Origin of the sequence: Streptomyces sp. NBC_01092 (genome assembly GCF_045039535.1) — a bacterium.
Classification (GTDB): domain Bacteria; phylum Actinomycetota; class Actinomycetes; order Streptomycetales; family Streptomycetaceae; genus Streptomyces.
The window spans coordinates 8,526,699-8,552,831 of record NZ_CP108659.1 but is presented as its reverse complement, the minus strand read 5'-3'; the positions used below and the strand labels follow the sequence as shown (position 1 = coordinate 8,552,831).

General features: G+C 70.0%; 16 protein-coding genes and 2 pseudogenes. 9 read left to right on the top strand and 9 right to left on the bottom strand.

Annotated elements, in window-relative coordinates:
• Window positions 1-62 precede the first annotated feature (62 nt).
• On the bottom strand, window positions 63-1,034 hold the full coding sequence (locus OG254_RS38590) for an IS110 family transposase (RefSeq protein WP_405595443.1): 972 nt from the start codon (window positions 1,032-1,034) through the stop codon (window positions 63-65).
• An 850-nt stretch (window positions 1,035-1,884) separates the two neighbouring features.
• Here OG254_RS38590 and OG254_RS38585 point away from each other — a divergent pair.
• Entirely contained in the window at window positions 1,885-2,886 is a 1,002-nt protein-coding gene (locus OG254_RS38585; protein ID WP_405591457.1) for a hypothetical protein, read from the top strand.
• Between the two features lie 190 nt (window positions 2,887-3,076).
• Here OG254_RS38585 and OG254_RS38580 read toward each other — a convergent pair whose 3' ends face one another.
• Window positions 3,077-4,087 carry an IS110 family transposase gene (locus OG254_RS38580; protein ID WP_405591454.1) on the bottom strand — a complete coding sequence of 337 codons (1,011 nt, stop codon included), beginning with the start codon at window positions 4,085-4,087 and terminating at the stop codon, window positions 3,077-3,079.
• A 582-nt stretch (window positions 4,088-4,669) separates the two neighbouring features.
• On the opposite strand from OG254_RS38580, the gene OG254_RS38575 reads away from it, so the two are divergent.
• Window positions 4,670-5,905, top strand: coding sequence for an IS30 family transposase (locus OG254_RS38575; RefSeq protein WP_405591451.1), 1,236 nt, complete (start codon window positions 4,670-4,672; stop codon window positions 5,903-5,905).
• A gap of 187 nt (window positions 5,906-6,092) precedes the next feature.
• On the opposite strand, the pseudogene OG254_RS38570 reads toward OG254_RS38575, so the two are convergent.
• Both OG254_RS38570 and OG254_RS38565 read right to left on the bottom strand, forming a co-directional pair.
• Window positions 6,093-6,296: pseudogene (locus tag OG254_RS38570) on the bottom strand (3-oxoadipate enol-lactonase); the annotation flags it as partial.
• A complete protein-coding gene (locus OG254_RS38565; protein WP_405595677.1) occupies window positions 6,224-6,712 on the bottom strand; it encodes a hypothetical protein in 489 nt (162 codons plus the stop codon). The gene OG254_RS38565 and the pseudogene OG254_RS38570, both read right to left, overlap by 73 nt.
• On the opposite strand from OG254_RS38565, the gene OG254_RS38560 reads away from it, so the two are divergent.
• Complete coding sequence (locus tag OG254_RS38560) at window positions 6,653-6,982, top strand: winged helix-turn-helix domain-containing protein (RefSeq protein ID WP_405595440.1); 330 nt, start codon at window positions 6,653-6,655, stop codon at window positions 6,980-6,982. The genes OG254_RS38565 and OG254_RS38560 overlap by 60 nt on opposite strands.
• Window positions 6,983-7,051: 69 nt before the next feature.
• Here OG254_RS38560 and OG254_RS38555 read toward each other — a convergent pair whose 3' ends face one another.
• Window positions 7,052-8,449 carry a trypsin-like serine protease gene (locus OG254_RS38555; RefSeq protein WP_405591448.1) on the bottom strand — a complete coding sequence of 466 codons (1,398 nt, stop codon included), beginning with the start codon at window positions 8,447-8,449 and terminating at the stop codon, window positions 7,052-7,054.
• A gap of 546 nt (window positions 8,450-8,995) precedes the next feature.
• Between OG254_RS38555 and OG254_RS38550 the strand changes: the two genes are divergently transcribed.
• A complete protein-coding gene (locus tag OG254_RS38550; protein ID WP_405591446.1) occupies window positions 8,996-9,820 on the top strand; it encodes a hypothetical protein in 825 nt (274 codons plus the stop codon).
• A 500-nt stretch (window positions 9,821-10,320) separates the two neighbouring features.
• Here OG254_RS38550 and OG254_RS38545 read toward each other — a convergent pair.
• Window positions 10,321-10,865: pseudogene (locus tag OG254_RS38545) on the bottom strand (NAD-binding protein); the annotation flags it as partial.
• A 245-nt stretch (window positions 10,866-11,110) separates the two neighbouring features.
• Here OG254_RS38545 and OG254_RS38540 point away from each other — a divergent pair.
• Window positions 11,111-12,319: a metallophosphoesterase gene (locus OG254_RS38540; RefSeq protein WP_405591443.1), complete on the top strand. Its 1,209-nt coding sequence runs from the start codon at window positions 11,111-11,113 to the stop codon at window positions 12,317-12,319.
• A gap of 243 nt (window positions 12,320-12,562) precedes the next feature.
• On the opposite strand, the gene OG254_RS38535 is transcribed toward OG254_RS38540, so the two are convergent.
• Window positions 12,563-13,051: a GNAT family N-acetyltransferase gene (locus OG254_RS38535; RefSeq protein ID WP_405591440.1), complete on the bottom strand. Its 489-nt coding sequence runs from the start codon at window positions 13,049-13,051 to the stop codon at window positions 12,563-12,565.
• A 153-nt stretch (window positions 13,052-13,204) separates the two neighbouring features.
• The gene (locus OG254_RS38530) at window positions 13,205-16,042 is read right to left on the bottom strand and encodes an AAA family ATPase (protein WP_405591437.1); all 2,838 of its coding nucleotides are present in this window, start codon (window positions 16,040-16,042) and stop codon (window positions 13,205-13,207) included.
• 244 nt (window positions 16,043-16,286) lie between these two features.
• On the opposite strand from OG254_RS38530, the gene OG254_RS38525 reads away from it, so the two are divergent.
• The 4 genes from OG254_RS38525 to OG254_RS38510 all read left to right on the top strand — a co-directional run bounded on the left by OG254_RS38525 (window position 16,287) and on the right by OG254_RS38510 (window position 24,665).
• On the top strand, window positions 16,287-19,259 hold the full coding sequence (locus OG254_RS38525) for an AAA family ATPase (RefSeq protein WP_405591434.1): 2,973 nt from the start codon (window positions 16,287-16,289) through the stop codon (window positions 19,257-19,259).
• A gap of 528 nt (window positions 19,260-19,787) precedes the next feature.
• Window positions 19,788-22,136 (top strand): BTAD domain-containing putative transcriptional regulator, encoded by a 2,349-nt coding sequence (locus tag OG254_RS38520; RefSeq protein ID WP_405591431.1) that lies wholly within the window; start codon window positions 19,788-19,790, stop codon window positions 22,134-22,136.
• Window positions 22,137-22,327: 191 nt separating this feature from the next.
• The gene (gene gabT, locus OG254_RS38515; RefSeq protein WP_405595438.1) at window positions 22,328-23,662 is read left to right on the top strand and encodes a 4-aminobutyrate--2-oxoglutarate transaminase; all 1,335 of its coding nucleotides are present in this window, start codon (window positions 22,328-22,330) and stop codon (window positions 23,660-23,662) included.
• A gap of 28 nt (window positions 23,663-23,690) precedes the next feature.
• Window positions 23,691-24,665, top strand: a complete 975-nt coding sequence (locus OG254_RS38510) for an aldo/keto reductase (protein WP_405591428.1) — start codon at window positions 23,691-23,693, stop codon at window positions 24,663-24,665.
• A gap of 82 nt (window positions 24,666-24,747) precedes the next feature.
• On the opposite strand, the gene OG254_RS38505 is transcribed toward OG254_RS38510, so the two are convergent.
• Complete coding sequence (locus OG254_RS38505; protein WP_405591425.1) at window positions 24,748-25,950, bottom strand: serine hydroxymethyltransferase; 1,203 nt, start codon at window positions 25,948-25,950, stop codon at window positions 24,748-24,750.
• Window positions 25,951-26,133 lie beyond the last annotated feature (183 nt).

Genomic DNA, 26,133 nt, shown 5'->3' with positions numbered 1-26,133 from the left:
GTTCGCCATTTCGTCGACGAGCGCCATCTCCAGGCGGGTGACGCGCCGGCAGGTGTGCCCGGTCACAGTTCCCCGCGGCTGGTGATGATCAACCGATAGATCTCGCGGGCCACGTACCGCTTCAAGCAGCGGATGATCTCGCGCCGCGTCTTTCCTTCTGCCACCCGGCGCTCGTAGTACGCCTGGGTACGTGGATCCCAGCGCAGCCGGGTGAGCACGATGCGGTGCAGGGCGGCGTTCGCCTGTCGGTTTCCGCCGCGGTTGAGCCGGCGGTACTGTCGGCTGCCCGAGGAGTATTCGACGGGGCTTGCCCCGCACAACGCCGCGAACGAAGCCTCGCCTCGCATGCGCTCACGGCTGTCCCCCAGGACCGTCAACAACACCGCCGCACTGTGAGGGCCCACTCCGACAGAGTCCATGAGGCGGGGGTAGTGCGTCCCGATCAGGTTCGCTAGGCGCTGCTCCAGCACGCGGGCCTGCGCACCGAGCTGCTCGATACGCTCGGCCAGCACCCGCACCGTGAACCTCGTTGCCCTCACCACCGGATCCACCTCCTCGCCGCCTTCGCGTAACTGCAGGCAGGCAAGGACGAGCCCGCGGCGCGACAGGCTCCGCAACTCGTCTCGCAGGGCCGGCTCCGCCGTGACCAAGAGGGCCTTGAGCTGGTTCACCGCCTGCCGTTTGGCACTCACCGCAGAGTCCTTGGCCATCAGGTACATGCGGGCAATCTCGACCGGGCCATCCCCTGACTTCACCGGGGACTGCGCACGGCCACTAAGTACAGAGCGGGCAGCAGCGACTGCATCGCCCTCATCCGACTTGCTCCGTCGACGCCGAGCCGAACGACCAGGACCGGGAGCCTCCACCGCCGCAATGCCCACAGACAGCAAATACCGAGACAGCGCCGCCCCGTAGTTGCCAGAACTCTCCACCCCTACCCGCCGCACCACACCCCGGCAAAGGGCCCATTCGGCGAGGTCTCGATATCCACTCGCCGTGGTCGGGAAGCGCTCAACAGCCAAGACCTGCCCCACCGTCGACACCACAGCCGCCACATGGACATCACGATGCGAGTCGACCCCGAGCACCACCTCACCGCAACGCTCAGAGTGGTCCACGACTTGCTCAGGGTTCGGCGATTCGATGGCCAATTCACCCCCGTCAGCGCCCACTCACACGCCTCGCCGCCGGCCCTGAGAGCGGTCACGAGTGACACGGTGCAGGAGCCGCCCGCAATGCAGAGCTCTAGACACACTCGCCCGGTCCAGCGTCTGCGCTTACTGCCCCGCCCCGCGTCGACACAGGATGGTCAGGACACTTCGGTCAGAGATGTCAGGAGCCAGTCCACGGTGCAGCAGCAGTGCTGAGCCTCATGCTTCCCGACGACCCGACGCTTTACCCCGCCACACCACCACGCGCCGCAGAGGGTGCGGCAGCGCATTTCCACGCGCCCCGCGCGAACCCCGGCATGCCCGCCTGTCCATGCTGACACCCCTTCGGCAGACCACTCCGTCGGCTGCCCGTACACCCTGCGAGCCTGAACTCCTGTTGACCCACTCCCCTTGCGTCTCGCAACATTGCCCTCACCTCAGCTCCGTCCCGATTGTCAGAACCTCCCCGTAGCGTTGTAAGTCCTACTCGTGACGGCTGCGGGGAGCACTGATGGACGACGACCTTCAAGTCGACAGCGACGAAGACCTCTTCCGCAACCCCGTCTACTACGAACCGGTCGGCCGCAACCTTGACTTGGACCGCCCCGACCTCGGTGTCCCGCAAGGCGAGGACCTCCTGAACGTGCTCCTGCGCATGCGGGGACGTGTCCCCGTCGAAAAGCGCGGACTCATCTGCCCCGACTGCCGGGACATTCGCGGCCGACGTGTCCCCATGTACCTCGTCCAGCGTGACGGCGTATGGCTCGCCTCCCACTACCGGAAGCCCGGAGACAAGCCCATCAGCCACGAGTCCGACGAGCACCTCGCGCGCAAGGAACGCGTTGCGAAAGATTCCGAAGATCATGGTTTCCACGCCGATATCGAGTCGCAGACCGCCGACGGACACGCACGCCTCGACGTACGCATCGATGGCGCCAACGGCATCGTCCTGGGCTACGAGCCTCAGCTGAGCATCCAGACGGCCCGCGGGATGCGTGCGCGGGAGGGGTTCCGGCGCCGCGCCGGGATTCAATCGGTCTGGGATTTCGCCGACCCTGACCACGCCGGCATCGGCACCGTCCCCTACGTCCGCACACCCAACCTGCCGGCCTCCGTCATCCGCGTGCAGAAGAACCCCATCGCGGTCCAGGACGGCAACTTCGTCCTGGAGGAAGGCCAGTGCAGCCAAAACGGCGCGCTGACCCGGTGTCCTGAGAAGCCCTACGACCCGGAGAACCCCACCGATACCGGCTACTGCGGGGGCTGGCATCGCGTCCTCGTGCCCGCCCATCAGTCGAGCGCCTTCACTGGGGAAGGCGGTCTGACCCTCACCCGGTTCATCGTGGAAGCAGCGGCCGGTGAGCGGATCCCGTTCCAGCGGAGCGGGCACCACGGTTGGCTCCCTGCACAGCAGTGGCAGCAGTACATCGAGGCGAACGGACCTGCCCTGGACGACAAGGAGCGCCAGCCATCCATACGACAGGGAGACCGTCGCAACAGGTGCACCGAGGACCGGCCATCTTCGGAAGCGCGGGCTGAACCGAAGCAGAGACGTGGCAGCCGCTCGATCGTCCTCGAGTCCCGCCCCCGGGAATCCGAGGCCGTCAGGGTTCCGGTCGACGCGATGGGTCAAGTGATCCCGCTCTGCCGCTTCGGCTGTGGCCAACCCGCAAGCCTTCCAGGACCAGAAGGACTGCCCGAGCACTTCTCGTGCCGTAGGAAGAATGAGGCGTGATCGACTGCAAACGGCTGACTGAGCAACGTACGTCGGCGCGTGCCAGGTGATGGCGGACGTCGAACCGTGCCAGATCCCGCCGCTCGTCGATCGTTGGCGCTAAGGCTCACGTCATCTCGGCCCCACAACGAAGACCCCCGTCGATACAACCCACGGGGGTCCATGTCAGTCACAGCTGTCACAACAGCCCCTATGAGCGGGGTCCTAGCTGTAGCTGTTTGACCAGGTGGAAGACCTCCCGGGCAGCGTAGCGTTTGAGGCAACGGACGATTTCGCGCCGGGTCTTGCCTTCCTTGATGCGGCGCTCGTAGTAGTCCTGAGTGCGCGGGTCGACCCGCAGACGAGTGAATGCGATGCGGTGGAGCGCGGCGGTGGCCTGACGGTCGCCACTACGGTTGAGGCGACGGAACTGCCGGCGTCCCGAGGAACGTTTGACAGGGCTGACACCGCACAGCGCGGCGAATGATGCCTCGCTGTCGAGCCGTTCCGGGTTGTCCCCCACCGTGATCAGCAACGTGACCGCCGTGTCCGGACCGATCCCCACCACGTCGAGCAGCTGCGGGGCATGACTATCAACGAGCCGGGCCAGACGTGCGTCCAACTCCCGGATCTGCTCGGAGAGCTGGCCGATCCGGCCAGCCAGCAGACCCAGCGTGATCCGAGTTGCCTGCAGCACCGACTCCTCGCCGGCCTCCGCGTGACTGCTCAGGTCGGCAAAGTCCGCACAGGTACGGAAGAGTTCGGCATTGCCCAGTCCGGTCAGCTCCTCCCGCAAGGCGGGGTCGGCAGTGATGAGGACGGCCTTGAGCTGGTTGATGGCCTGCGTGCGGGCTTTGACGGCCGACGCCTTCGTGAGTTTGTACATTCTCGCGATCTGCACCGGTCCGTCGCCTGCCTTGGCCCGGGCGCGGGCCCGCCCGCTCAGCACGGCTCGCGCCGCGTTCTGAGCATCGAGCGGATCCGATTTGCCGCGCCGCCGGCGATCCGCCCGGTCCACCCGGTTCACGTCCACCACATCCACGCCCTGCGCCAGCAGATAGCGCGACAGTGACGCCCCGTAGGAACCGGTCCCTTCAACCCCGGCCCGCCTCACCACACCCGACTTCCTGGCCCACTTCAGCAGATCCCGGTAACCGGCTGCGGTGGCCGGGAACTCGTCGGTGGCCAGCACTGCCCCTGTCACGGAGAGCACCGCAGCCACGTGTGCATCCCGGTGCGTGTCCACTCCCAGCACCACCTCTCCCCCAGCACGGCGACGGCGGGCCTGCGGGGCGAGCGACGTACTGGGCACCGTCGAAGTAGACATGACCGTTCCCCTTCCGATCCGACGAAGTGTCGCGTCGCCGGTACCGGGCCGCGTCAGACGGTCAGAATCGTGAGGACGCCACAACACTCGGCAGGCCCCTTTCGGGACACACCCCGCCAGCCCGGCACCGACAACGCACCATCCCCGGCCCACAGCCGACACTGCGAAATTCAGACGCTCCGGTCAGAGATGTCATGAGTCAGACCCCGCAGGACCCGGGACAGCACCACCAATCCTCCCGCCCGTCACAACATTCCCACCCGTAAACAGAGAGCATGCTCAGTCCCAGCTCTCGGGGCATCGCGGACCCGACACCGGCTGATCGTTATGCGGCACAGAGGCCGACATCTTGGTTCAAGTTGCGTCACGACAGACGCCGCACCGGTGTAAGCGACCTCGCCGCTGGCGAACGCTGAGGCCCCCTGCCAGCATCTTGGGTTCTAGAAGTCGTCGCAACACCCCAGCTCGAGGGGTGCGATGGAGTTCGAGATCCGCAAGGTGCGGACGGTGGCCCAAGGCCGTAGGCAGCTGGTCCGTGAGCGGGAGGAATACTTCCGGCTCATGGGCCAGGGGCTGAGCAGTTCCGAGGCGTGCAGACGCGTCGGGATCAACATCCGGACGGGCAAGCGATGGCGTAACGGCCGCAACCCGTCAGGTAAGGACAAGGCGGCACCACCGGCTCGTCGCACGGTGGTGCCGTCGTCTGTCCCGTCGCGCTACTTGCGCGAGGCAGACCGGATCCATATCGCCGACCGGCTGCGGGAGAAGGCGTCGATCCGCACGATCGCCGCCGAGCTGGGCCGCAGCCCATCGACGATCAGCCGGGAGGTCCGCCGCAACGGCACGCCTCTGCGTGGAAGTGCATCCCGCTGGGCCTACCGCCCCTTCGCCGCCCAGGCCCGCGCGGATGACCGCCGGCCCCGTCCGAAGCCGGGCAAGATCGGCCAGAGCCCGAAACTGCGGGACTTCATCCAGACTCATCTGGACAAGCGGTGGAGCCCGGAGCAGATCTGCCAGGCTCTGCGGACACAGTTTCCCGACCGGCCGGAGATGCATGTGGTCCACGAGACCGTCTACCAGGCCCTCTACGTCCAAGGCCGCGGCGAACTGCGCCGTGAGCTGGCCCGGGCCCTGCGCACCGGACGTGTCCGGCGCAAGCCCCGCCGCCAGGCCCAGCAGCGCACCTCGCGGTTTGCCACCCCCATGGTGATGATCAGCGAGCGACCGGCCGAGGCCGCCGACCGGGCCGTGCCCGGCCACTGGGAGGGCGACCTCATCATCGGCAAGGACGGCGCCTCGGCCATCGGCACCCTCGTGGAACGCGCCACTCGCTATGTGATGCTCCTGCACCTGCCCGACGGCCGCACTGCCGAGCACGTGCGCGATGCCCTCGTCGCAACCGTCCAGACACTGCCCTCGCACCTGGTGCGGTCACTGACCTGGGACCAGGGCAGCGAGATGGCCGCCCATGGTTCCTTCACCGTCGTCACCGACATCCCGGTCTACTTCTGCGACCCGGCCAGCCCATGGCAGCGCGGCTCGAACGAGAACACCAACGGCCTGCTGCGGCAGTACTTCCCCAAAGGCACCGACCTCGCCGTCCACACCCGTGAGCACCTCGAAGCTGTCGCCGCCGAACTCAACGGCCGCCCACGCAAAACGCTCGGCTGGGAAACCCCAGCCGAGCGCCTACATAAACTGCTCGCGGCCTGATCAACACGACCACGTGTTGCAACGATCCCTAGAATCCGCCCATCTGGCCGACAGGGGGCCTCAGTGGCCCTTACGTGTCACATTGCTGTCACCAACACCGTCGACGCACCAAGACCACCAGCGCCAAAACTGCGTGAACGGCATCGAACTGGACCACGTGGACGTGAGAAGACGGTTCTGACTACCTGTGCCAGGTCGTTCCCAGCGAGGGACCCAGGATCAGGACGGGGGCGTCTTCCGGACCGTCGAAGCGGTATTGCAGGCTACTAGGGGTACTCTCACTCACTCGCCTGAGCCTCTCATCCGTCACGACAGCCCCTATGACGGGGGCTGTGAAGATACGGGCTGGATCAGGTGAAAGACTTCCCGGGCGACGTGGCGTTTGAGGCATCGGACGACTTCGCGTCGGGTCTTGCCTGGCCTGCCGGTCACCCCCGCGGTTGCGGTGCCGGTGCTGCCGGCTTCCCGAGGAGCGCTCGACGAGCTGGCCCCAAGCAGCGCGGCAAGGGACGCCTCGCCGCCCAGACGTTCCGGCTTGTCTCCCATCGTGATCAGCAAAGTGACCGCCGTATCCGGACCGATACCCACCTGACTCTGCGGGTTACGTCGGGGCCAAAAGGCTCCGGCGGCGCCCGCTGCAAGCTCGATGCGGCACAACTGCGGGTTCTGGAGGCGGTGTTGGATGCCGGCCCGGCCGCCTCCGGCTGGTCTGGCCAGTGCTGGACGCCGGCTCGTATCGCCGAGGTCGTGTGTCGCCGGTTCGGCGTCGAATACACCCTGGCCGGCGGGCCGGACCTGCTGCTGCACCGTATCGACTGGAGCGTGCAGGTTCCCTCGCGCAAGGCCACCGAGCGGGACGAGGCACGGATCGCCGCGTGGAGGGCCGAGCAGTGGCCCGTCGTAAAGAGAGGGCGGCGGACTTGGGCGCCTGGCGCCCAGGTCGCCGGCCGGTTCCACCGGTGGCAGGGGCTCTGCCGGACCATGCGGACCTGCATCGCAGCCCACCGCGCACCCCGGCGCCGCACAAGCAGCAGGCCAGCCAGAGTGGTTCAACCGCGGCCTCCGGGGAGGCGGTGATGCGCTCCCCGGAGGCATGGAGGCCGGACCGGCAGCGGGCCGGGCGAAGACCCGGAGCGGACGGCAGTCTCAGAATCGGTCGGCGGATTCTGACGGCGTGACTCCCGGGGCGACACTCACGCCCCAGCCTGGGAACGACGACAGTCCCTTCGCTATGGGGACAAATTTGCTGTTGGGGGCGAAGCACGGGCCCGCGACGGCATTCGGGCTCCCGCATGTATCCGGGAAATCGCCATTGCCGCCGCTGAGAGTGCCGACAACCTCTCGGCCGTCCTTCGTGTAGAGCGGTCCGCCGCTGTCTCCGGCCAGAGTGGGGATGTCGGTCTCGATGAGATCGGTCACTGTCGGCCCGATCTGGTAGACCGGCAACCCGTTCATAAGGATCGGCTGGCCGTCCGCGTCCTTCTCCTGTTTGTCATAGTGGACGGTGACATCGAGGTCCGTGACCTGACCGCAGCGTTCGAGGCCCCTCCCCATTTCCGCGGAAGTGGCGCCCCTCGCACAGACATCCTGGCCGACCTCGGGCTCGGCGATACCAGTGAAGTCTGTTTCCGGGACGACATCGCCGTCCAGCCTGATGATCTCGGTGTCGTTGCCGTCGACTTCCACTTCCGGCGGCTGCACCGAACCGACGTACCTTGCGTCTCTGTCGGTCCAGCGGGTGCCACCGCAGTGCTCTGCCGTCAGGATGCCACTGGCTCCAGACCCGTCCGACACGATCGGGCCTGCGGTGCACCCGCTTGATCCGAGCGGGATGCCCTCGGGCTGAATCCTGTCGCCCGGACTGACAGTCGCTTCCTCACTGCCGTCGCTGAGTTGGGGCTCCTCGTCCGCAGGCGGCTGCCCACCGTCCACCAGCTGCCCCTCCGTGGGCGGCTGCCCATCCCCGGCATCCGACTCGGGCTGGGGCTCGTTGTCGTCCAGGACCTGGAAGACGGGGACTCCGTCGACCTCGTTCACGAGCCTGACGCCCGGTTCCGTCCCCTCCGTGCCCGGTTCCGCTTCGGCGTTGAGCGGCTGGGCTTCCGCTTCGGGCTGCGGCTCGTCGTACTGCGCCTCTGCGTCCGCGCCCGGCTGCTCGGTGTACCCGTCGGGCTCTGCTTCGGCGTTGAGCGGTTCGGCTTCCGCTTCGGGCTGCGGCTCGTCGTACTGCGCCTCTGCGTCCGCGCCGGGCTCCTCGGTGTACCCGCCGGGCTCCTGACCGTACGACCCACCGCCATACGAGTCCTCGGCGTATCCGTCGGACTCCTGCCCGTGCGAATCGCCTCCGTAGGACTCCTCGACATACCCACCGGACTCGTCCGCGCTGATGGGCTGTTCGTCGGTGAGTTCCGCAGCCGACGCACCCGACACTGACAGCGTGGCGTACAACAGCCCTCCGGCCGCCGCGGTAATCAGTCCCGGGCGGGCATTCTGGGAAGGCTTGCGGTGTCTGCCCTTCGCGGTTGTCCTTCTGTGTCTTGCCATCGCTGAAGCCTCTCTAACTGTTCGCAGAATTCGCCATGTTCAAGATCTGACAGCCGACACCGATGGACGGGCGCGCACCCCACACAAGGACACAACCCACCTTCAAGGGGTCCGCCTCCAGGCACGGTCCGATCCACAAAACGTTCCGGATGGGACCACCGAGAAACGCATCCTCGGCACCGCACAGACTCAATCGGCACGCCTGACTGGCAGCGAACGTACTGATGCACGAACAACACCGGATATCCGTAGCCTCGAAATACGGATACGCATCACAGCTCCTCAGTTGCACCGCGCAGTTCATGAACAGCGGTGCGGCCCTCGCGATGGCTTGTCGGAGGGTTTGAGTCTTTCTGGTAGCGGCCCGCGGACCTGAATGCCTGTCGGGGTGCTGGTTGAAGGCATTCACGATGGTCTGGCAGGCGGTGGTCGATCGGGTGGATCGGCTGATCTCCGCCTCCGGTCGGCGCGAGTTCGGCCCGGAGGGTGTCGCGCCAGGTGAGGGGCCGCCGCGCCCGACCCAGCCGCCTCGACGTCCAGCTGCGAGTGGTCGAGACGACCGTCGCCGGCGGGGCCCGCCAGCGTGTTGACGTGCACATTATCGACGATCCCTGCTTGTCACCGCGCGTCAAGGCTCTCCTGACAAGAGCCCGGCGTGGTCCGGCGATGTCCGCCGACCAATTCCGTGAATCGGCTCGTGCGGAAGCCCCCGACGGGGGTGAGGTGCCTTTGCCCGACGCGGCTGTTGAAGCGATGGTCCGTTTCGAGGAACGCTACGGCGGCCTGTGGTATCCACTCATCGGATCCAACGGCATGGAGCATGGCCTGGATGGCGAGGTCACGGTCCATCCCAGCATCGACGGTTGGTCCTTCTCCGGCATCCTCGATGGTGACCAGACCTGGACCGTTGAGGTCCTCCTGGACGAGCGCACCGCAATGACGCTTGCGGACCGCCCCCGGATCATCAACCGCAGCATCATGCAACGCCTCGAGTCCCACGCTCAGTTGGCACAGGTCCGTGGCTGGCCTCATGTGACTCTCGGGATCTCCACCGAACCCGGCCAGGAGCCGACTGTGTGCGGGGCGGACCTGCCGGCCCTCGATGTTGTGGCAACCGGGCCTGCCGACAAATGGTGGAGCAACGGTCAGGCTGCCGTTCATGCCGGACTCCACAAGTGGTGGGGCGGTGAGGACGTCTGGATCGTGCGCTGCTTCGCTCGGCAGGCCGAGGACCTGGCAGCCACGGTCGAGTCGGTTCGGCACGCGATGACCGGTAGTGCATGGGTCAACGAGGACTGGTGCGCGTTGTGTACGCACTTCAGACACCCGGAACAACCTGCCTCCCGGAGGCACAGATCCAGCAACCTGTGATCGATATCGGAATGCCGCTGGGATCTTGAGGATCAACTGGCCGAGGGGAGAGGACAGTTGGAGGAGGCGCGGAAGACGGTGTCGCAGGTGATGGCCGCGATTGTCAGCCGGTGCATCTGACATGTTGGACGCGGACTCCGGATCCATAGCGACGACCGAGTCGGAATCCGCTGTCACAGGCCAGGCTCAGGAGTCATCCGCGTACGCCGGAGCCGAGCGGCGGATGGTGGGGGTGTTGACGGTGCCCAACTGGCGGCCGGGGAGGGATACGAGTGCCCTGCCGCGGATCTACCGCGACCGTAGAGGTGGTCCGGGATGCACCGGGGCCGGCCCTCGTCCCGGACATGCGCACCCAGCGCACCGGTGCGCGAGAGCCTTTGCCCGGTCTGCGGCTTCAGACGCGCCAACGGCCAGAAGGGCCAGGGCCACGGCCGGGTTGGGGCGGCGCAACAGGTACTGGGCCTCGGCCGGCAGCTGCGGCCTGGACATGCGGGGCCTCCTCAGGCGTTCTCGTCGAAGCCGGCGAAGTGGGCGGCGGCCATGTCCTCGTCGCCATGGCCAAGCGCGGCGGCGCGTTCGAGGCGGGCGGCGCTCGCGGCGGCCACGTCCAGGCGGACCCCGTTCCTCTCACCCGCCTCGACGATCAGGCGGGCGTCCTTGGCGGCGGCGGCCACCGCGAACTGGGCCGGGGACAGCCGGTCGTTCAGGATCAGCCCGGACTTGGCCCCGGATAGCCCATGTCCAGCGGGCCGCCCGCGATCGCGTCGAAGAAGCTCCGCGGGTCCACGTCGAGCGCCTTCGACAGTGCCAGTACCTCGCCCAGCGCGTTGGTCGTCGCGATGACCCAGCTGTTGGCGACCAGCTTCAGCCGTGTCGCGCTGCCTGCCGCGCCGTCCTCGCCGGTCCACACCGTGCGGGCGCCGACCGCGTCGAGAACCGGGGTCACCCGCTCCCTGCCGGCCACCGGCCCTGCGGCGAGCACCAGGAGCCGTCCAGCCTCGGGGGGCCGGCGGGTGCCGAGCACCGGGGCGTCGTAGAAGACCAGGTCGGGCGTGTCATGAGTCAGACCACGGACCCGGGACTCCACTGCTTCCGGAGCTTCTACACCTCACCGTTCGAAGCCGCCGCGGCCCCGGTCAGGAGCAGAGTTACCAACCGCGTGAGCCGGGGGCGAACTCGGAGGCCGCCTTGCCACATGGGGCTGCCCACCATGAGCACCCCGTCCGACCGGCCCGGGACGGCCGGATACAGTGCGCGCGACGGCAACCTGGTTGCTCTAGGAGGGGAAGCGTGACTGACACCAGCGAAACCCGGTCCGCCGACAGCGCGGCGCACGCGACTCAGCCGAGCCGACTGCACCGACTGATGCGCTATCTCCCCCTGATCGCCCCCGTCCTGCTGTGGACCGTGCCCTGCTGGCTGCTGCTGCACACCGGGCAGCACTGGCCGCTCGCCGGCACCGCCTTGTTCGTCCTCGGCCTGATCGGTATGCCGCTCGCGATGGTGCGCGGCCACGGCCGACGGCAGCAGGACTGGGCGGCGATCGTCGGGGACACCCTGCTGGGCACCATCTGGGTCCTGTTCACCTGGTCCGTCGTGCTCGGCGTCCCGCTGCGGCTCGTCCTGACCTTGACCGGCGTCGGCGACGGCCAGGACCGGGCCCGGATTGTCACCTGGGCGGTCCTCGGCGCAGCCGCCGCGCTGCTCACCTGGGGGTACGCCGAGGCCCGCCGGGTACCACGGATACGCCGCCTGGACGTGCAACTTCCGCGTCTGGGGGCCGGGTTGGACGGCACGCGCGTCGTCCTCATCACCGACACCCACTACGGCCCACTCGACCGCGCCCGCTGGTCCGCACGGGTCTGCGAGACGGTCAACACGCTGAAGGCCGACCTGGTCTGCCACACCGGAGACATCGCGGACGGAACGGCCGAACGCCGCCGCGCCCAGGCCGCCCCACTCGGCACCGTGCAGGCCACCCGGGCCCGGGTCTACGTCACCGGCAACCACGAGTACTACAGCGAGGCCCAGGGCTGGGTCGACCTGATGGACGAGCTGGGCTGGGAGCCGCTGCGCAACCGCCATCTGCTGCTCGAACGCGGTGGCGACACCCTCGTGGTCGCCGGCGTGGACGACGTCACGGCCGAGTCCTCCGGCCTCGCCGGCCACGGCGCCCACCTCGCCGGAGCCCTGCACGGCGCCGACCCCGACCACCCCGTCCTGCTCCTGGCCCATCAGCCCAAGTTCGTCGACCGGGCGGCAGCCGGCGGCGTCGATCTCCAGCTCTCCGGTCACACCCACGGCGGCCAGATCTGGCCCTTCCACCACATGGTCCGCATCGACCAGCCCGCCCTCGCCGGCCTCAGCCGCCACGGCACCCGCACCCTCCTCTACACGAGCCGTGGCACCGGCTTCTGGGGCCCGCCCTTCCGCGTCTTCGCCCCGAGCGAGATCACCCTGCTCGTACTCCGCTCCCCGCAGCGGCCCCCCACGCCGTAGCGCTGGGCGGGCCGGCAACGCCCTGCGCGTCACCACCGGCACCACCGCCTTCCAGGAAGTGCAGGCGGCGAAGAAGGGCATCGCACCCCAGACCGTCCGGCCGACCGCCGCCGCGGACTCCCTCATCGGCTACGGCCCCAGCGACCTGCAGTCGGCCTACGGCCTGGCCGCCACCGCCGGCCGCACCGACGCCGGCCGCCCAAGCTTCACGGGGCCAGGTCCCGCACGAACCGGCACACCGCTTCATTCCGAAGGAATGCGAAACTCGAATTCGGGACGGTCCCACGGCACGGCGGGCGGGTTCGCGAGCGCGGTCCCGGTCCGCACTGCGCCGACGCGGTGGTAGAAGTCCTCGGCGGGAAGATGCGACACGACCTTGACACGTTCGAGCCCGGCGGCACGGGCCTCGGACTGCATGTGCGCGACGAGCAGCCGTCCAATACCACGTCCTTGCGCTTCGTCGGAGACGAACAGCAGGTCGAGCTCCGGTGGAGCGAGGACGAGCGAGTAGAACCCGATGACCCGGCCTCCATGCTCGTCGGCGTCGACGGCTACGAAGGCACGGTGAGCCTCGATGTAATCAGGACCGACCCGGTAGCCCGCCACTGCGGCTGCGTACTTACCCTCGTAGGCGCCTGAGCCACGCACGAGCCGCGTGAGCCGTTTGGCATCCCGCGCGACTGCCCTCCGTATCGTGATCGGCCAGCTGATCGGGGAAGTGCGTGAACTCATCGGGAGAGTATTTCGCACCGGGGAGTGCCTTCCCGCGGCGGGGTCGGCTGCTCGGGCAGGCGTTCCTGCACCGCTCCCGGGAACCACTCGCCCAGGCCCCGATCGACCACGCCACTGCCGCCGAAGGGCCGCCCGCCAGCAGCAAAGCGGAAGTCACCTGCCGGTGCCCGGTGACGGCCACGCGGCCGCCCGGGGCAGCAGTCCGAGTCGTGCCAGGTTTCCGTCCAGCCAGGCGGCGGCCAGTTCCGCGCGGGAGCGGCAGCCCGTGCGCTGGAACAGCCGGGTCAGCCGCTGTTCGACGGTCTTCTCGCTGCAGGCGAGTGCGACGGCGATCTGCCGGTTGGTCGCGCCGTCACTCACCATGCGGACCAACTTGATGTCCCGTTCGGTGAGCTCGTCCCTGGTGGGACGCAGCCTCGGCATGGAGATGTTCCGCCGCCGGGCGGCACGTGTCAGCTCGGTGCGGAAGGAGCGCCCCATGCCGAGCCGGTGTGCGTTGCGGGTCGCCTCGGTCAGCCAGGGCCGGGGGTCGTCGGCGACATGCGTCAGGCACTGGCAGCACAGCACCGCCAGGTGAACGTCGCCCCGGCGCTGCACCAGCCGGTGGGCGGCGAGTGCGCTGTCGGCGTCGCGGTGTGCGATGCCGCGTGCGATGAGCACCGCCTCGTGGGTCATGGGGGACGCCGCCTCCTCGTGCAGCGCCTGGAGCTCCTCCTCCGCCTGCCGCGCTGTGCTCGGTCTGCCCTGAAGGAGCTCGAACCACATGATCCGCAGCAACACCCGCTCCACACCGGCGAGCAGGCCGGCCCCGCGTGCCTGCCGCACGTCGTGCCATGCGCGTTCCAGCGCCTCCCCGGCCTGGCCGGACCGGTACCGGACGCCCAGCCGGGCCCGCGTCACCAGCGGATGGGTGGCGGTGTCGGGTATCCGCCGCAGCCACGCGCGGGCGCGTTCGAGGTCCCCGCGCATGCAGTGGATCTCGGCGGCCAGGGCCCGCGCCGACTGGGAGGCACCGGCCGTCGTGTCGGACCGGCCGCGCACCTCGATGCCGCGGGCGGCCGCCAGGGCGGCGTCCCAGTCCCCCGCCAGATAGTCACCGACCATGGTCAGGTACCGGGCGGCGATGCTGTCCCCCGCCGCGGCATAGCGGTCACCGAGGACTGCGGCGAGGGCGCCGGCCAGGTCTCCGTATGCGGCGGCGTTGCGCAGCCGGTCCAGGCCGGCCTCGTCGATGGCGTCGGACGGCAGGCTCTGCCGGGCCCGCCGCAGGTCGGCAAGGCTGCCCCCGGCGGCGGCCAGCAGACGTAACTCGGGCGGCGAGGGCATCGGCCCGGAGCGGCGGCGGGCGGGGGCGGCCACCGTGGGGTGCGCGGCCGGCACGGGCACCGGTGTGGCCGGCCCGATGCCGTAGCGGCCACCGAGGGCGGCCAGTCCGGCGGCGGCCGGCAGGCTGCTCAGCGCCTCGCGATAGCGGGGATCGGCGTCGTCTGCGTACGGCGACCGGTGTTCGTGCAGTGCCGCCAGCGCCCATGCGCCGGCGACGGCCTCCAGACCGGCGGCGCTCTCGGCATGCTCGGCGTCCGGCGCGTCCAGGCGGGCGAGCAGCGGCTCGCCGATCGCCAGGAGCCCGGCGTGGTCGCCGTGCCACAGGCTCAGGCTGCTCGCCTCGTGGAGCACGCCGGGCGTTCGCGGATCCTGCGGCGCCAGCCGGCGCAGGGCCGATGCGTACGCGCGGGCGGAGAGGGACTGGTCGGTCCGGGCGGACTCGCGGGCCGCCGCCAGCAGGACCGGCACCGCGAGTTCGTCGTCCAGCCGGTGACCGGCGGCTGTCGCATGGTCGGCCAGCCGGGGGTGGCCGCTGCCCGTCGCCTCGGCTCCCAGCCGGTCGCTGACCGACGTGACGAGCCGCGCGTGGGCCCCTGGTACGTCGTGCCGGACGGGCAGGGTCCGCAAGGACGCCCCGAGTGCCGGCACGGCGAACGACAGCCGGCCCTCCCGGTCCACGATCAGCACCCGGTCGGCGACGAGCCGGTCCAGCCTGCGCTCGACGGCCTGGACGCCGACCGAGGGCAGCAGGCTGAGCACATCGTCGAAGCGCACTTCGGCCCGGCTCGCCATGTGGGCCAGAGCGAGCAGCGCCTCGGTGGTCCCGGAGTCCGCGGTCGCGTCGGGCCGGGCGAGCCCGAGCAGTTCGGCCGGATCCGAGCCCAACCGCAGTTCTCCGGCCGGAACCGTCAGACAGAGCTTGCCGTCGAGTTCCAGCAGAGCGCGCTCGTCCAGCGAGTCGACCACCGAGAGCACGGCCCGGGGGTTGCCCCGCAAGGTACCCAGCGCACGCGACACGGCCTCGGCCAGCGCGGGCTCGGCCGGACGGCCGAACCGCCCGGCGACATGCGTGGCGACCAGCGCGGCAACGTCGGCCTGGCGCAGCGGGGGCAGTTCCAGCAGCCGGTCGGCCGCGGCAGTCAGCTGCCCGACGACGGCGTCCCCCGCGGTTCCCGGCCGGACGGCCATCACGACCGGCACGCCGCGTGGGCGGAACAGCCGCAGCAGCAGTCCCAGTGTCTCGGCGACGTGCCGCGGCATGCGCTCGACGCCGTCGACGACCAGGGAGAAGGGGGCCTGACGGGATGCGTCGGCGAGGGCCGCGCCGAAGGCCGAAAGTCCGGTCAGCTCGCCGTCCTGCGCGGCGGCACCCACCAGCGCCCGGCGGGCGGCGGCGAAGCACAGCAGGCCGGCGTCGGGGTCCTCCAGGAGCAGGTCGCAACCCGGGTCGGGGATGTCCACGGCGGCTTCCCAGGCGAGCCGGAGAACCCTGGTGCCCTCCTGCGCCGCCCTACGCCGTGCCTCGTCCAGCACGGCGGTCTTGCCCACCCCGGCCTCGGCGGTGACCAGCAGGACACGCGCCGACGCACCGGTGGCGCACAGCACCTCCGCCACGTCGCGGACTTCGCCGTCCCTGCCGATGACCGGCCCATGGTCCTGCTGCACGCCGGCTCCTCGCTCGTCCTCGCTCACCGAGGTAAGACGACTGCGCGCCAGTCACAGTTCACTCCGACGCGATGAATGGCCCTGCCACAAAAGGGACTTCGCACCACAGCTGACGGGAAGTCTCACGAACGGCGGCGACGGCGTAATGTCGAAGAACAAGATCGGAAAGCCCAGGACCGGGGAGCCCGGAGACGGCCGCTCACCGCCGGCCGGGGCATGGCACAGAAGAGGGACGCACTGCACAGTGACGGCGTGGACGGGCGACACCGAACGGATCAGCTGGGGCACGGCCGCCCGCATGGACCGGACGGAGGACCGGCTGCTCGGCCGCGAGCGCGAGGAGCACGAGATCCTTGGCCGCCTGACCGACCCGGACGGCCCGCGCCTGCTGCTCGTGCGAGGCGAACGGGGCGTAGGGCGCACCACGTTCGTACAGGCCGTCGGGGACCGGCTGCGGGAGCAGGGGACCGCGGTGCTTGCGATGGAGTGCGCCCCGGCCGACGGTGAACGGCCGTTGCTGCTGGCACTGCGGCTGGTCATGGCGCTGGAGGAGCACCGGCCCGCAGCGGAGCGCCGGTGGCCGGCCGGACAGCCGGTCGCGCGGGCGCTGTCCGCGGTGGACCGGCGCGACGGGCCGGCGATGGACGCGCTGCTGCGTGCGGCACTCGCCCAGTCCGGGCCGGTCGCCGTGCTGGTGGACGACGCCCAGCACGCCGATACGGCGTCCCTGGCCGTGCTCCGCGGGATCCATTTCACGCGGCTCGCGCCGGGGGTCCGGCTGGTGGTGTCGGCGGCGCGGCACGCGGGCGGAGCGAAGGACGGCCGCCACCGCGCACCCGACCGTGCCGGGAGCACCCCGGGCCCGGACCGGACGCCGGGCCGCGACGGTCCGCGCGACGCCGTGGAACGGCTGAGGGGGGCCGAAGGGGCCCATTCGATGGTGCTGTCGCGGCTGAGCCCGGAGGACGTCACCGCGCTGGTGGCCCAGCGGTTGCGGGCGACGCCGGACGCCACCCTGGCCCTGCGGATAGACGAGTGCACGCGCGGGGTCCCGGGGGCGGTCGACGCCATACTCACCGGCTGGGAACGCAAGGGCGAGATCCGGATCACCGACGGTCACGCCTTCGTCGGCACGCGCGCTCCCTTGCCGGTGCTGCCGGACGACGACCGATTCGTCAGGGCGCTGGACGCGCTGGGCGAGCCGTGTCGCACGGTGGCCGCGGCACTGAGCGTCCTGTGGCCGTTCGGCCTTGCGGCCCTGCAGCTGATCGCGGCGTGGACGGGCCTGTCCCCCGGCGCCGTCGGCGACGGCGTGCGCGACCTGGTCGGGGCGGGAATCGTCGACGGCCTGCCCGGCCCGGACGGCACCGCGGTTCAGGGCTGGACGTTCCGCCTTCCGCTGATGGCGCACACCGTCGCGGGGCGGCTCAGGCCGTTGGAACGCAGTCGACTGTCCGCCATCGCGGTCGAGGCGCTCTGGGCGAACGCGGACGCGGCGGACGCGGGCGCGGCGGACGCCGGGCAGCCGGTGCGCCCGGCGGCACTCCTGCTCGACGAGGCACGGGCGCGTACCTACCTGGCGGACCGGATCGCGGACGCGGGCACCCTCGTCGACCGTGAACGCGCGGTGACGGAGTTGACGGCCGCCGCGGAACGGGTGCGGCCCGGCACCGAGGACTGGGCGACGCTGCGCTGGCTCCGGGCGGCCGCCCAGCTGATCGAGCACCCCGCCGCCCGCGCGCCGGCCCTGCAGCGGTGGGCCCGGGCCGCCTATGTGGCGGGCGACTACCGGACCGGGCGGGCCGTCGCGGAACGGCTGCTGCGCAATCCGGGGCACACACTGTCCCCGTCGGATCTTCAGGCGATCGCCCAGCTCCTCGTCGGAGTGACGGTCAACGAGCTGGACTGGCGGACGCTGTCCCGGCTGACGACGGCACAGTGGTGGGACGAGCTGCCGGTGCCTGCCCTGGCCAAGGTGAGCGGCCGGGCCCTGGCACTGTGCCATCTGGCGAGGTGGCAGGAGGCGTGGGACCTGCTCTCGCGCACGGAAGCGATGTGGAACACCAGTCCGCGCTGCCGTGCGACACCCCGGGCCTTCCGCGCCGCGGCCGCACGCGCGATGGGCCGCCCGGAGGCCTACCTGCGCGAACTGGCCCTGCCCGACGCGCCGGCACTGCCCGTCGGCCAGGTGTACGCGCTCGCCGGGGCCATGTTCGACGAGATGATCGTCGGCTACGACCGGAACGCGGCACAGACCCTGCTGAAGTCCCGTGGGATGACGGTGGAGATGCTGCCGCCGCTCAGCCGGTTCCTCTGGTCCCACCTCACGGGCCGGTGGGACGAGGCGCTGGAGTCGGGGCGCCGACTGTTGGCGACCGACGATGTCCAACTCCCCGCGTCGGACAGCTTCCTGCTGCCCGCGCGGACCGCGGCCATCCTCCTCGCCCGGGGCCGTACCAGCAGTGCCCTGCGCGTACTGGAGAGCGTGCCCGGCATACAAGAGGCGCCGCCGTCGTGCTCCCTCACCGCCACCGAGGCGGAGGTGCTCGGCACGCTCGGCGACCTGGACGGCGCCGAACGGGCGCTGCGCCGCGGACTGGACCGGGCTCAGGAGCACGGCCAGGTCCAGGGCACGGACGAGTTGTGGGCCCCGCTCGCCGAGGTGACGGCCGGGGCGGGGCGCACCGCCGAGGCGGTGACCTGCCTGGAGCGCCTGGGACGGATCGCGGCCCGGTCGGGCAGTGAGCGGACACGGTTGCTGCATCTGCTGGCCTCGGCCCGGGTCCTGCGGTCCGACTCCCCCGACATCGCCCGCGCAAATCTGCGCAGGGCGGTGGACCTGGCCCGTGCACGCGGCCTGCCGTGGGAGACGGCGACCACTTTGGCGGCGGCCGCCGACGCGGGCGCGGGTCCGGCCACGCTGCTGCACGAGGCGTACGAACTGTTCGGCACGACCGGTGCCACCCTGTGGCGCTTCCACACCAGGACCGCGATGCGCCAGGCCGGGCTCACCGTCGCCGGCCGTAAGCAGGCCACCGCCGAGAACGAGCACCTGCTGGCCGTCCTGATCGCCGAGGGGCTCACCAACCGCCAGATCGCCACCGTCCTGCGGCTCAGTGAGGACGCGGTCGCCAACCGGCTGTCCCGGCTGTTCACCCGCACCGGAATGCGCTCCCGGACCGAGGTCGTCGCGGCCGTGCTCACCGGCTCCCTCTGACCTCGTCCTGGACGTCCGTCGACGTCGGAACGAGCGCGCGGCGGCTCGCGCCAGGTTTCCCTGCCCTTAGCCGATGAGGGGGGTCATGCAGCCGGAACAGCTGATCGCACATGGCACCATCTTGATCAGCACCACCAGTGAGGCGTCGGCAAAGCAGGCGTGCGGCCCCGCACAGGAAGTCTCGCTCGCTGCACCGACGTTGGTTTTCCGGGCCGGCCCTCCCCCTGGGGCCGAGGCCTTGCTTCCGCTCCCCGGAAAGGTACGTCCAGCATGGGATCCACCCGATCAGGACCGGCCGCGCAGCGACGTTCGAGCCCCCTCCCGACAGTGGCCTCACCGGCAAGGCCCGCCACCGGGTTCGACGGATAAACGCGGGTCACCGTGGACACCGATAAATAGCGTATGTCACATGGGATCACGATCCCGGCCATTCCACGGGGGAAAGGAAGGACATGCATGTTTTCGGGAGACAACGATGTCGTGCAATCCTTCGGGCAATCCCCGCCGGCCATCAGGGTCTTCGGGCCCATGAAGGTCCGGTTCGGTCAGTTGGATGTGCCCCTGGGCTCTCCGCGGCAGCGTGCCCTGTTCGCCGTGCTGCTCATCAACGTCGGCAAAACGGTGTCGGTGCACGACATCATCAGCTCCATATGGGGGCCTTCCCCGTCCACGTCCGTCATGGGCACGCTGCATTCCTATGTGTCGCGTCTGCGCAAGGCGATCTCCGAGACGATGACGACACAGCACGAGGTCCTCGTGAGCATGCGTCATGCGGGTCCCGGATACCAGCTGGACATTTCCCCTGACGACACCGACGTCCACCGTTTCGAAAGCCTCGTGGAGTTCGGACGCGTACGGCTCGCCGCCGGCGACCTGACCGGGGCTCACCACGCGATGGACCAGGCCCTGGCGCTGTGGACCGACACTCCCTACGGCGAACTGGCGGCCTACGACTTCGCGACTCTGGAGGCGACCCGCCTTGAGCAACTGCGCCTGCAGGGCCTGCAGATATGGGCCGACTCCTGCCTGGGCCTGGGTTCCTACGACGAGGTGGTCCGGGAACTCGGCAGAGAGATCCGGCACAATCCGATGCTGGAACGCCTGGGCAGCCGGCTGATGCTGGCGCAGTATCACAGCGGTTCCCCGGCCGAGGCACTGCTGACGTACGAGCAGATCCGCTCCCATCTCTCCGCGGAACTCGGCGCCGACACCAGCAAGGAACTGCAGGAGATCCACCAGGCGATCCTGCGCCAGGACCTGCCGGCCTGCCGTCCGGGCCCGCCCCGGGAGAGCCGGCCCGCGCAGCGGCCCGGCGCCGGGAGCCGAGAGGTCACCGTCGCGCAGCCACGGGCGGCCAAGTCGGCACCGCCGATGGGCAGCCTTGTCGGGCGGGAGCAGGAGTTGGCGCAGCTGCGGTCCTTGGTGGCGGGGGAACGCCCCATGCGCACGGTGCTGGTCACCGGCGAGCAGGGAGTCGGCAAGACCCGCTTCCTCAAGGAGCTGGAGAAGGAACTGGCGGCAACGGACCGTGAGGTGATCTGGGCCCACTGCGCCGGGGCCGGGGCGAGCGCCCGCCGTATGTGGCACCAGGTCGTACGGAAGGTGCTGCGGGCGCGGGGAGGCCGACTCGAAGCGCCGGTCGGCGAGTTACCCGGCGCGTTTCCCGCCCGTGAGCACGACCGGCCCTCGGAGCACGACACCGGCCGCCTCACGCATCTCGACGACACCGCCTACCAGCATGCCGTCGTACAGCTGCTCCTGGCCGCCGCCGGCAAGCCCGTGGTGCTGATGCTGGAGGATCTGCATCTCGCGGACGCCTACACCATGCAACTGCTGCACCTGCTCACCGTGGAGGTCCCCGACGCCCGTCTCGTGGTGATCGCGACGGTGCGCGAGCACTGCCTGGCCCTGCGCCCGGAGCTGCGGCGCGCGGTGGCCGATCTGCTGCGCACGGACGCCGTGGGCAACCTCCATCTGACCGGGCTCTCCCCGGTCGAGGCGCACGCCCTGATCCACGAGCTCCATGGCGCGCCCGTCCCCTGGTATCAGGTGTCCTTCCTGCACCGTGCCGCCGGCGGGAACCCCTACCTGCTCACCGGGCTGGCGAAGCTGAAGGATCTGACCGGCATCCACAAGGATCTGCTGGGCGCGGTGCCCTTCGCCGTGCGGACCGTCCTTGAGTGCCGGCTCGCCGAGTACCCGGCCGAGGTGATCGCCGTGCTCGAAGTGTGCGCGGTGATGGGGCCGGTCATCGACCACTACCTGGTGAACGCGGTGCTCACCCAGCGCAGGATGACCGGCTCGGTGAATGACGCGCTGCAGACCGGACTGCTCACGCGCAATCCCGACGACCCCGGCGACCTGCGGTTCAGTCAGTACCTGGTCCGTGAGCACGTGCTCGCCGGGCTGGACACGATGCTCAGGGCACAGGTGCACCTGGCCATCGCCCAGGCACTGGCCGACGCCACGGCGCACGGCTCGCGGTGGGTCGTCGGGCCGGACATCGGTCATCACTGCGCGCAGGCGGCCAAGGTCCTGGATCCGACGGAGGCGGTGCGTCCGATGGTCGCTCTGGCGGACCGGGCGGAGGGGCAGCGGCGTCAGACCGAAGCGTGGATGTGGCTGGCCCAGGCATCCGCGGTGCTGCGCGCGCGTCCGCTGAAGGGCGGGGCCGCCCAGGCCGAACGTGCACTGCGTGAACGCATGGGCCGGCTGACGGCCGGGGCCTGTGACGGATGCCGGACGCAGTCCGACCCCGGTCCGGGCAGAGGGAAGACGCCTCGCGGAAAAACCATCCTGCAGAAATTCCCCGTCTCGGCGTGCTGCGACAAGCGGAACCTGGTGGCGGGGATTGCAGCGTGCCTGCACCACGCTTGACGCAATTCTTGATTTTCGCTTGAGGACGGCGCTTCTTGACGCATTCTTGCGCGCCAACCACCGTGCGAAAACAACGGTGTTCCGGGACTGTCGAGGCCGCTAATGTGAAATCCGCTCGGCTGGGCGCCTATTTCGTACCAGTCCTCATGACAGCCCACCGAACGGACAGGAGAATTCTCTTGACCACTTCGATGCCCTCCGTACGGCCAGAACAGCGCCACCTCTCGACCGAGATACCCGGGCCACGCTCCCGCGCCCTCGAAGAACGGCGTCGGTCGGTCGTCGCCCGCGGCGTCGGCAGCGCGGTGCCGGTGTACGCGGCGGCGGCCGGGCCCGGCCTGCTGCACGACATCGACGGCAATGCCCTCATCGACCTGGCGTCCGGCCTCGGTGTGACGGCGGTGGGCAACGCGGCCCCCCAAGTCGTCGACGCCATACGGGAACAGGCGGGCCGGTTCACCCACACCTGCGTCCTCACCAGCCCCTACTCCGGCTATGTCGAGGTCTGCGAAGAACTGGCGAGCCTGATCCCGGGCGCCCATGCCAAGCGGAGTGTCCTGCTGAGCACCGGCGCCGAAGCGGTCGAGAACGCCGTCAAGGTCGCCCGGGCCGCCACGGGCCGCACCGCGATCGTGGCCCTCGACCACGCCTACCACGGCCGCACGAACCTGGCCCTGGGGCTGACGGCCAAGAACGCGCCCTTCAAGCAGGGCTTCGGCCCGTTCGCCCCGGACATCCACCGGATTCCCACCTCGTACCCCTATCGCGATCCGGAGGGGATGACCGGCGAACAGGCGGCGCGGCGCGCCTTGGAGGCGCTGGACCGGCAGGTCGGCGGGGACAACGTGGCCGCTGTCGTCGTCGAGCCGATCCAGGGCGAGGGCGGGTTCATCGTGCCGGCCCCCGGCTTCCTGTCCGCCCTGCAGGAATGGTGCCTGGAACACGGTGCCCTCTTCATCGCCGACGAGATCCAGACCGGGTTCTGCCGCACCGGCGCCTGGTTCGCCTGCGAGCACGAGGACGTCGTACCGGACCTGGTGATCACGGCCAAGGCGCTCGCCGGCGGGCTGCCGCTGTCCGCCGTGACCGGGCGCGCCGAACTCATGGACGCCGTGCAACTCGGCGGATTCGGCGGCACCTACGGCGGCAACCCCGTGGCCTGCGCGGCGGCCCTGGCCGCGATCGACGTGATGCGCACCCACAAGCTGACGGAACGGGCTCAGGCGATCGGCACCACCCTGTTCACCCGCCTGGACGCCCTGGCCGGCCGGCATGAAGCCGTGGGCGAGGTACGCGGGCGCGGGGCGATGGTGGGCGTCGAGATCGTCCGGCCGGGCAGTACCCTGCCCGACCCCGAGCTGGCGCAGCGCCTCGTGAAGGCGTGCCAGGCGCGGGGAGTCCTTCTCCTGACCGCCGGAACTCATGGCAACGTCCTGCGGTTCCTGCCCTCCCTGGTGATTCCGCTGCCCCTGCTGGCCGACGCGATCGACGTCCTTGAGGAGTGCTGTGCCGAACTTATGGACTGACGCGTCCGCTTCGGCTGCCGCACTGCCCGTGAGCAGGCTGGGAACGCTGAAGGTCCCGGCCCAGGGGCTGGGCTGTCTCAGCATGAGTTCGTTCTACGGGCAGTCGGACCGAGCCGAGGCGATCGCCACCGTCCACCAGGCGGTCGAGCGGGGCGTCGCCCTGCTCGACACCGCCGACGTACAGGGGCTCGGCGAGGGCGAGCGGCTGGTCGGCGCCGCCATCGCCGGGCGACGCGATCGGGTGCTGATCGCCACCAAGGTGGGCCTGGAACGCTCGGCGAGCGGTGAGTTCCTGGGAGTGCGCGGGGACCGGGACTACATCCGGAGCCGGTGCGAGGGGTCGCTGCGCCGGCTGGGCGTGGATCACCTGGACCTCTACACCAAGCACTGGGCCGCTCCCGGGGAACGCATCGAGGAGGCCATGCAGGCCATGGCCGAACTCGTCGCCGAGGGCAAGGTGCGCCATGTGTGTCTGTCGGAGGTGTCCGCCGACACGATCCGCCGGGCCCACGCGGTGCATCCGGTCACCGCGGTGCAGAGCGAGTGGTCCCTGTGGACGCGCGGTATCGAGCACGATGTTCTGTCGACGTGCCGTGAACTGGGCATCGGTGTCATCGCGAGCTGTCCGCTCGGCCGCGGCTTCCTCACCGGGGGCGTCACCTCGCAGGCCGGTCTGCGACCCGAGGACTTCCGGCGTACGCTGCCCCGTTTCACCGAGCGCAACATCCGCCTCAATCTGGCGCTCATCGGCAAGCTGAGCGCCGTCGCCCGCCGGCTGGACGTCACCCCCGCCCAGCTCGCCCTGGCCTGGATCCATCATCAGGGCGACGACATCGTCCCCATCCCGGGTACGGCCCGCAGGGACCACCTCGACGAGAACCTGGCCGCGGCCTGGCTCGCGCTGTCCGCGCGGGACCTCTGGGAGATCGAGGAGGCGGTGGCGCCGGAGGACGTGCACGGGGAGCGCTACGGCGACTTCCTCATGGAACTGGTGGGCAACTGACCCGGAATGCCAAGGCGCCGCTTCCCTCAACCGGGGAAGCGGCGCCCAGCGTTCGGACCAAGCCGTCCGGACCCGAACCGGATCAGTCGGCGGACATGCCCTGCGGGGACCCTATGTAGGCGACCCCCGGGAAGCGCAGGGCGAGATCGCGGACCTGGCCGGCCACCCGCTCGGGCGCCTCACCGCGCAGCAGGATCCGCTCCAGGATCTCGGCCACCTCGGCCATGTCGGCCTCCTTCATGCCACTGCGCGTCAACTCCTGTGTCCCCAGGCGCAGGGCGGGCAGACCGTCACTGCTGGGCAGGGGGACCGTCGTACTGCGGATGTTCGCCTCGGTCAGCAGCCTTCCCCAGCCGTGCGGTCCCTGTTCCTCGGGGATGTACGCCCAGACCTGGTGGGTCTGCGTCCAGCCGAACTCCTCGCCCGCCACGCTGAAGCCGCGCCCCGCCAACTGGGCGGCCAGTTCCTGGGCGTTGGACACGATCTGCTCGGCGTGCTCCACCCGGCAGGGCAGCAGTTCCTCCAGCGTGACCGCGAGCGCGCCGACGCTCCCGGCGTGCGAGCTGGACGCCGTGAACGGAACCCGTTCCATGACCTTCTGCGCCAGGGTCTCGTCGTTCGTGACCAGCAGGCCCTTCTGCGGTCCGGGCAGGGTCTTGTGGGTGCTGCCGGAGATGGTGTCGAAGCCGCCGTCCAGCACCAGGGTCTGCGGCGCGGCCGGCAGGATGCCCAGCAGATGCGAGGCGTCCAGGCACATCAGGACGTCCGGTGCCGCCTGGCGCAGCAGCCGGGCGTCGGGAAGGCGCAGCATGCTGGACGCGTCGAGGTAGATGGCGTCGACGGGGTTCTCTTCGAGCTCGGCGGCCAGCTTGTCGTAGTCGATCAGCAGGGTCTTGCGGTCGAACGGCAGCCGTGAGATGGAGTGCCCGAGGCCCTCGCAGACCGTGATGGTGGCGTAGTGCCCGCCGTCCTCCGGGTGCAGGACCATGACGCGGCTGCGGGGAGGCACCAGGGCGGTGATGGCGGTGTACATGGTGTGGAGCCCGGACAGGAAGTGCACGCACCCGTACCGGGCGCCGTAGAACTCCTTGGCCAGCTCGACGCAGTAGTCGTACACCTTGTCCAGCCCCATGACGTCCCCGTAGTGGGACACGGGCCCCTCGACGTACGGGTAGCGGTTGTTCGCGTCGCTGGACAGTGCCTCCCGCGCCCGCGGGGAGAGCCTGTTCTCGATGGGGAAGAGATTGAGGCTGGGCTGGCGCCGCAGGACTTCCAACACGTCCATGGAAAACACCTCTGGTCACCTGGGAAGCGGAGATCGCTGACTGCGCAGATGCTGACAGCGCCCGCTTGGCACGCACTTGGCATCCACTGACCGAGCAGGCTCGGACGGGCCGTCCCGGGCACGAGCGCCGCAAGGGGATGTCCATGGCGCTGCAAGACACGCTCGGCACACTCGGCGGTGCCC

Coding starts and splice junctions, on each gene's coding strand:
- OG254_RS38585 (WP_405591457.1), top strand. CDS start 1,885: ATGTACCTCGTCCAGCGTGACGGCGTATGGCTCGCCTCCCACTACCGG.
- OG254_RS38575 (WP_405591451.1), top strand. CDS start 4,670: ATGGAGTTCGAGATCCGCAAGGTGCGGACGGTGGCCCAAGGCCGTAGG.
- OG254_RS38555 (WP_405591448.1), bottom strand. CDS start 8,449: ATGGCAAGACACAGAAGGACAACCGCGAAGGGCAGACACCGCAAGCCT.
- OG254_RS38535 (WP_405591440.1), bottom strand. CDS start 13,051: ATGAGTTCACGCACTTCCCCGATCAGCTGGCCGATCACGATACGGAGG.
- OG254_RS38520 (WP_405591431.1), top strand. CDS start 19,788: ATGAAGGTCCGGTTCGGTCAGTTGGATGTGCCCCTGGGCTCTCCGCGG.
- gabT (WP_405595438.1), top strand. CDS start 22,328: ATGCCCTCCGTACGGCCAGAACAGCGCCACCTCTCGACCGAGATACCC.
- OG254_RS38505 (WP_405591425.1), bottom strand. CDS start 25,950: ATGGACGTGTTGGAAGTCCTGCGGCGCCAGCCCAGCCTCAATCTCTTC.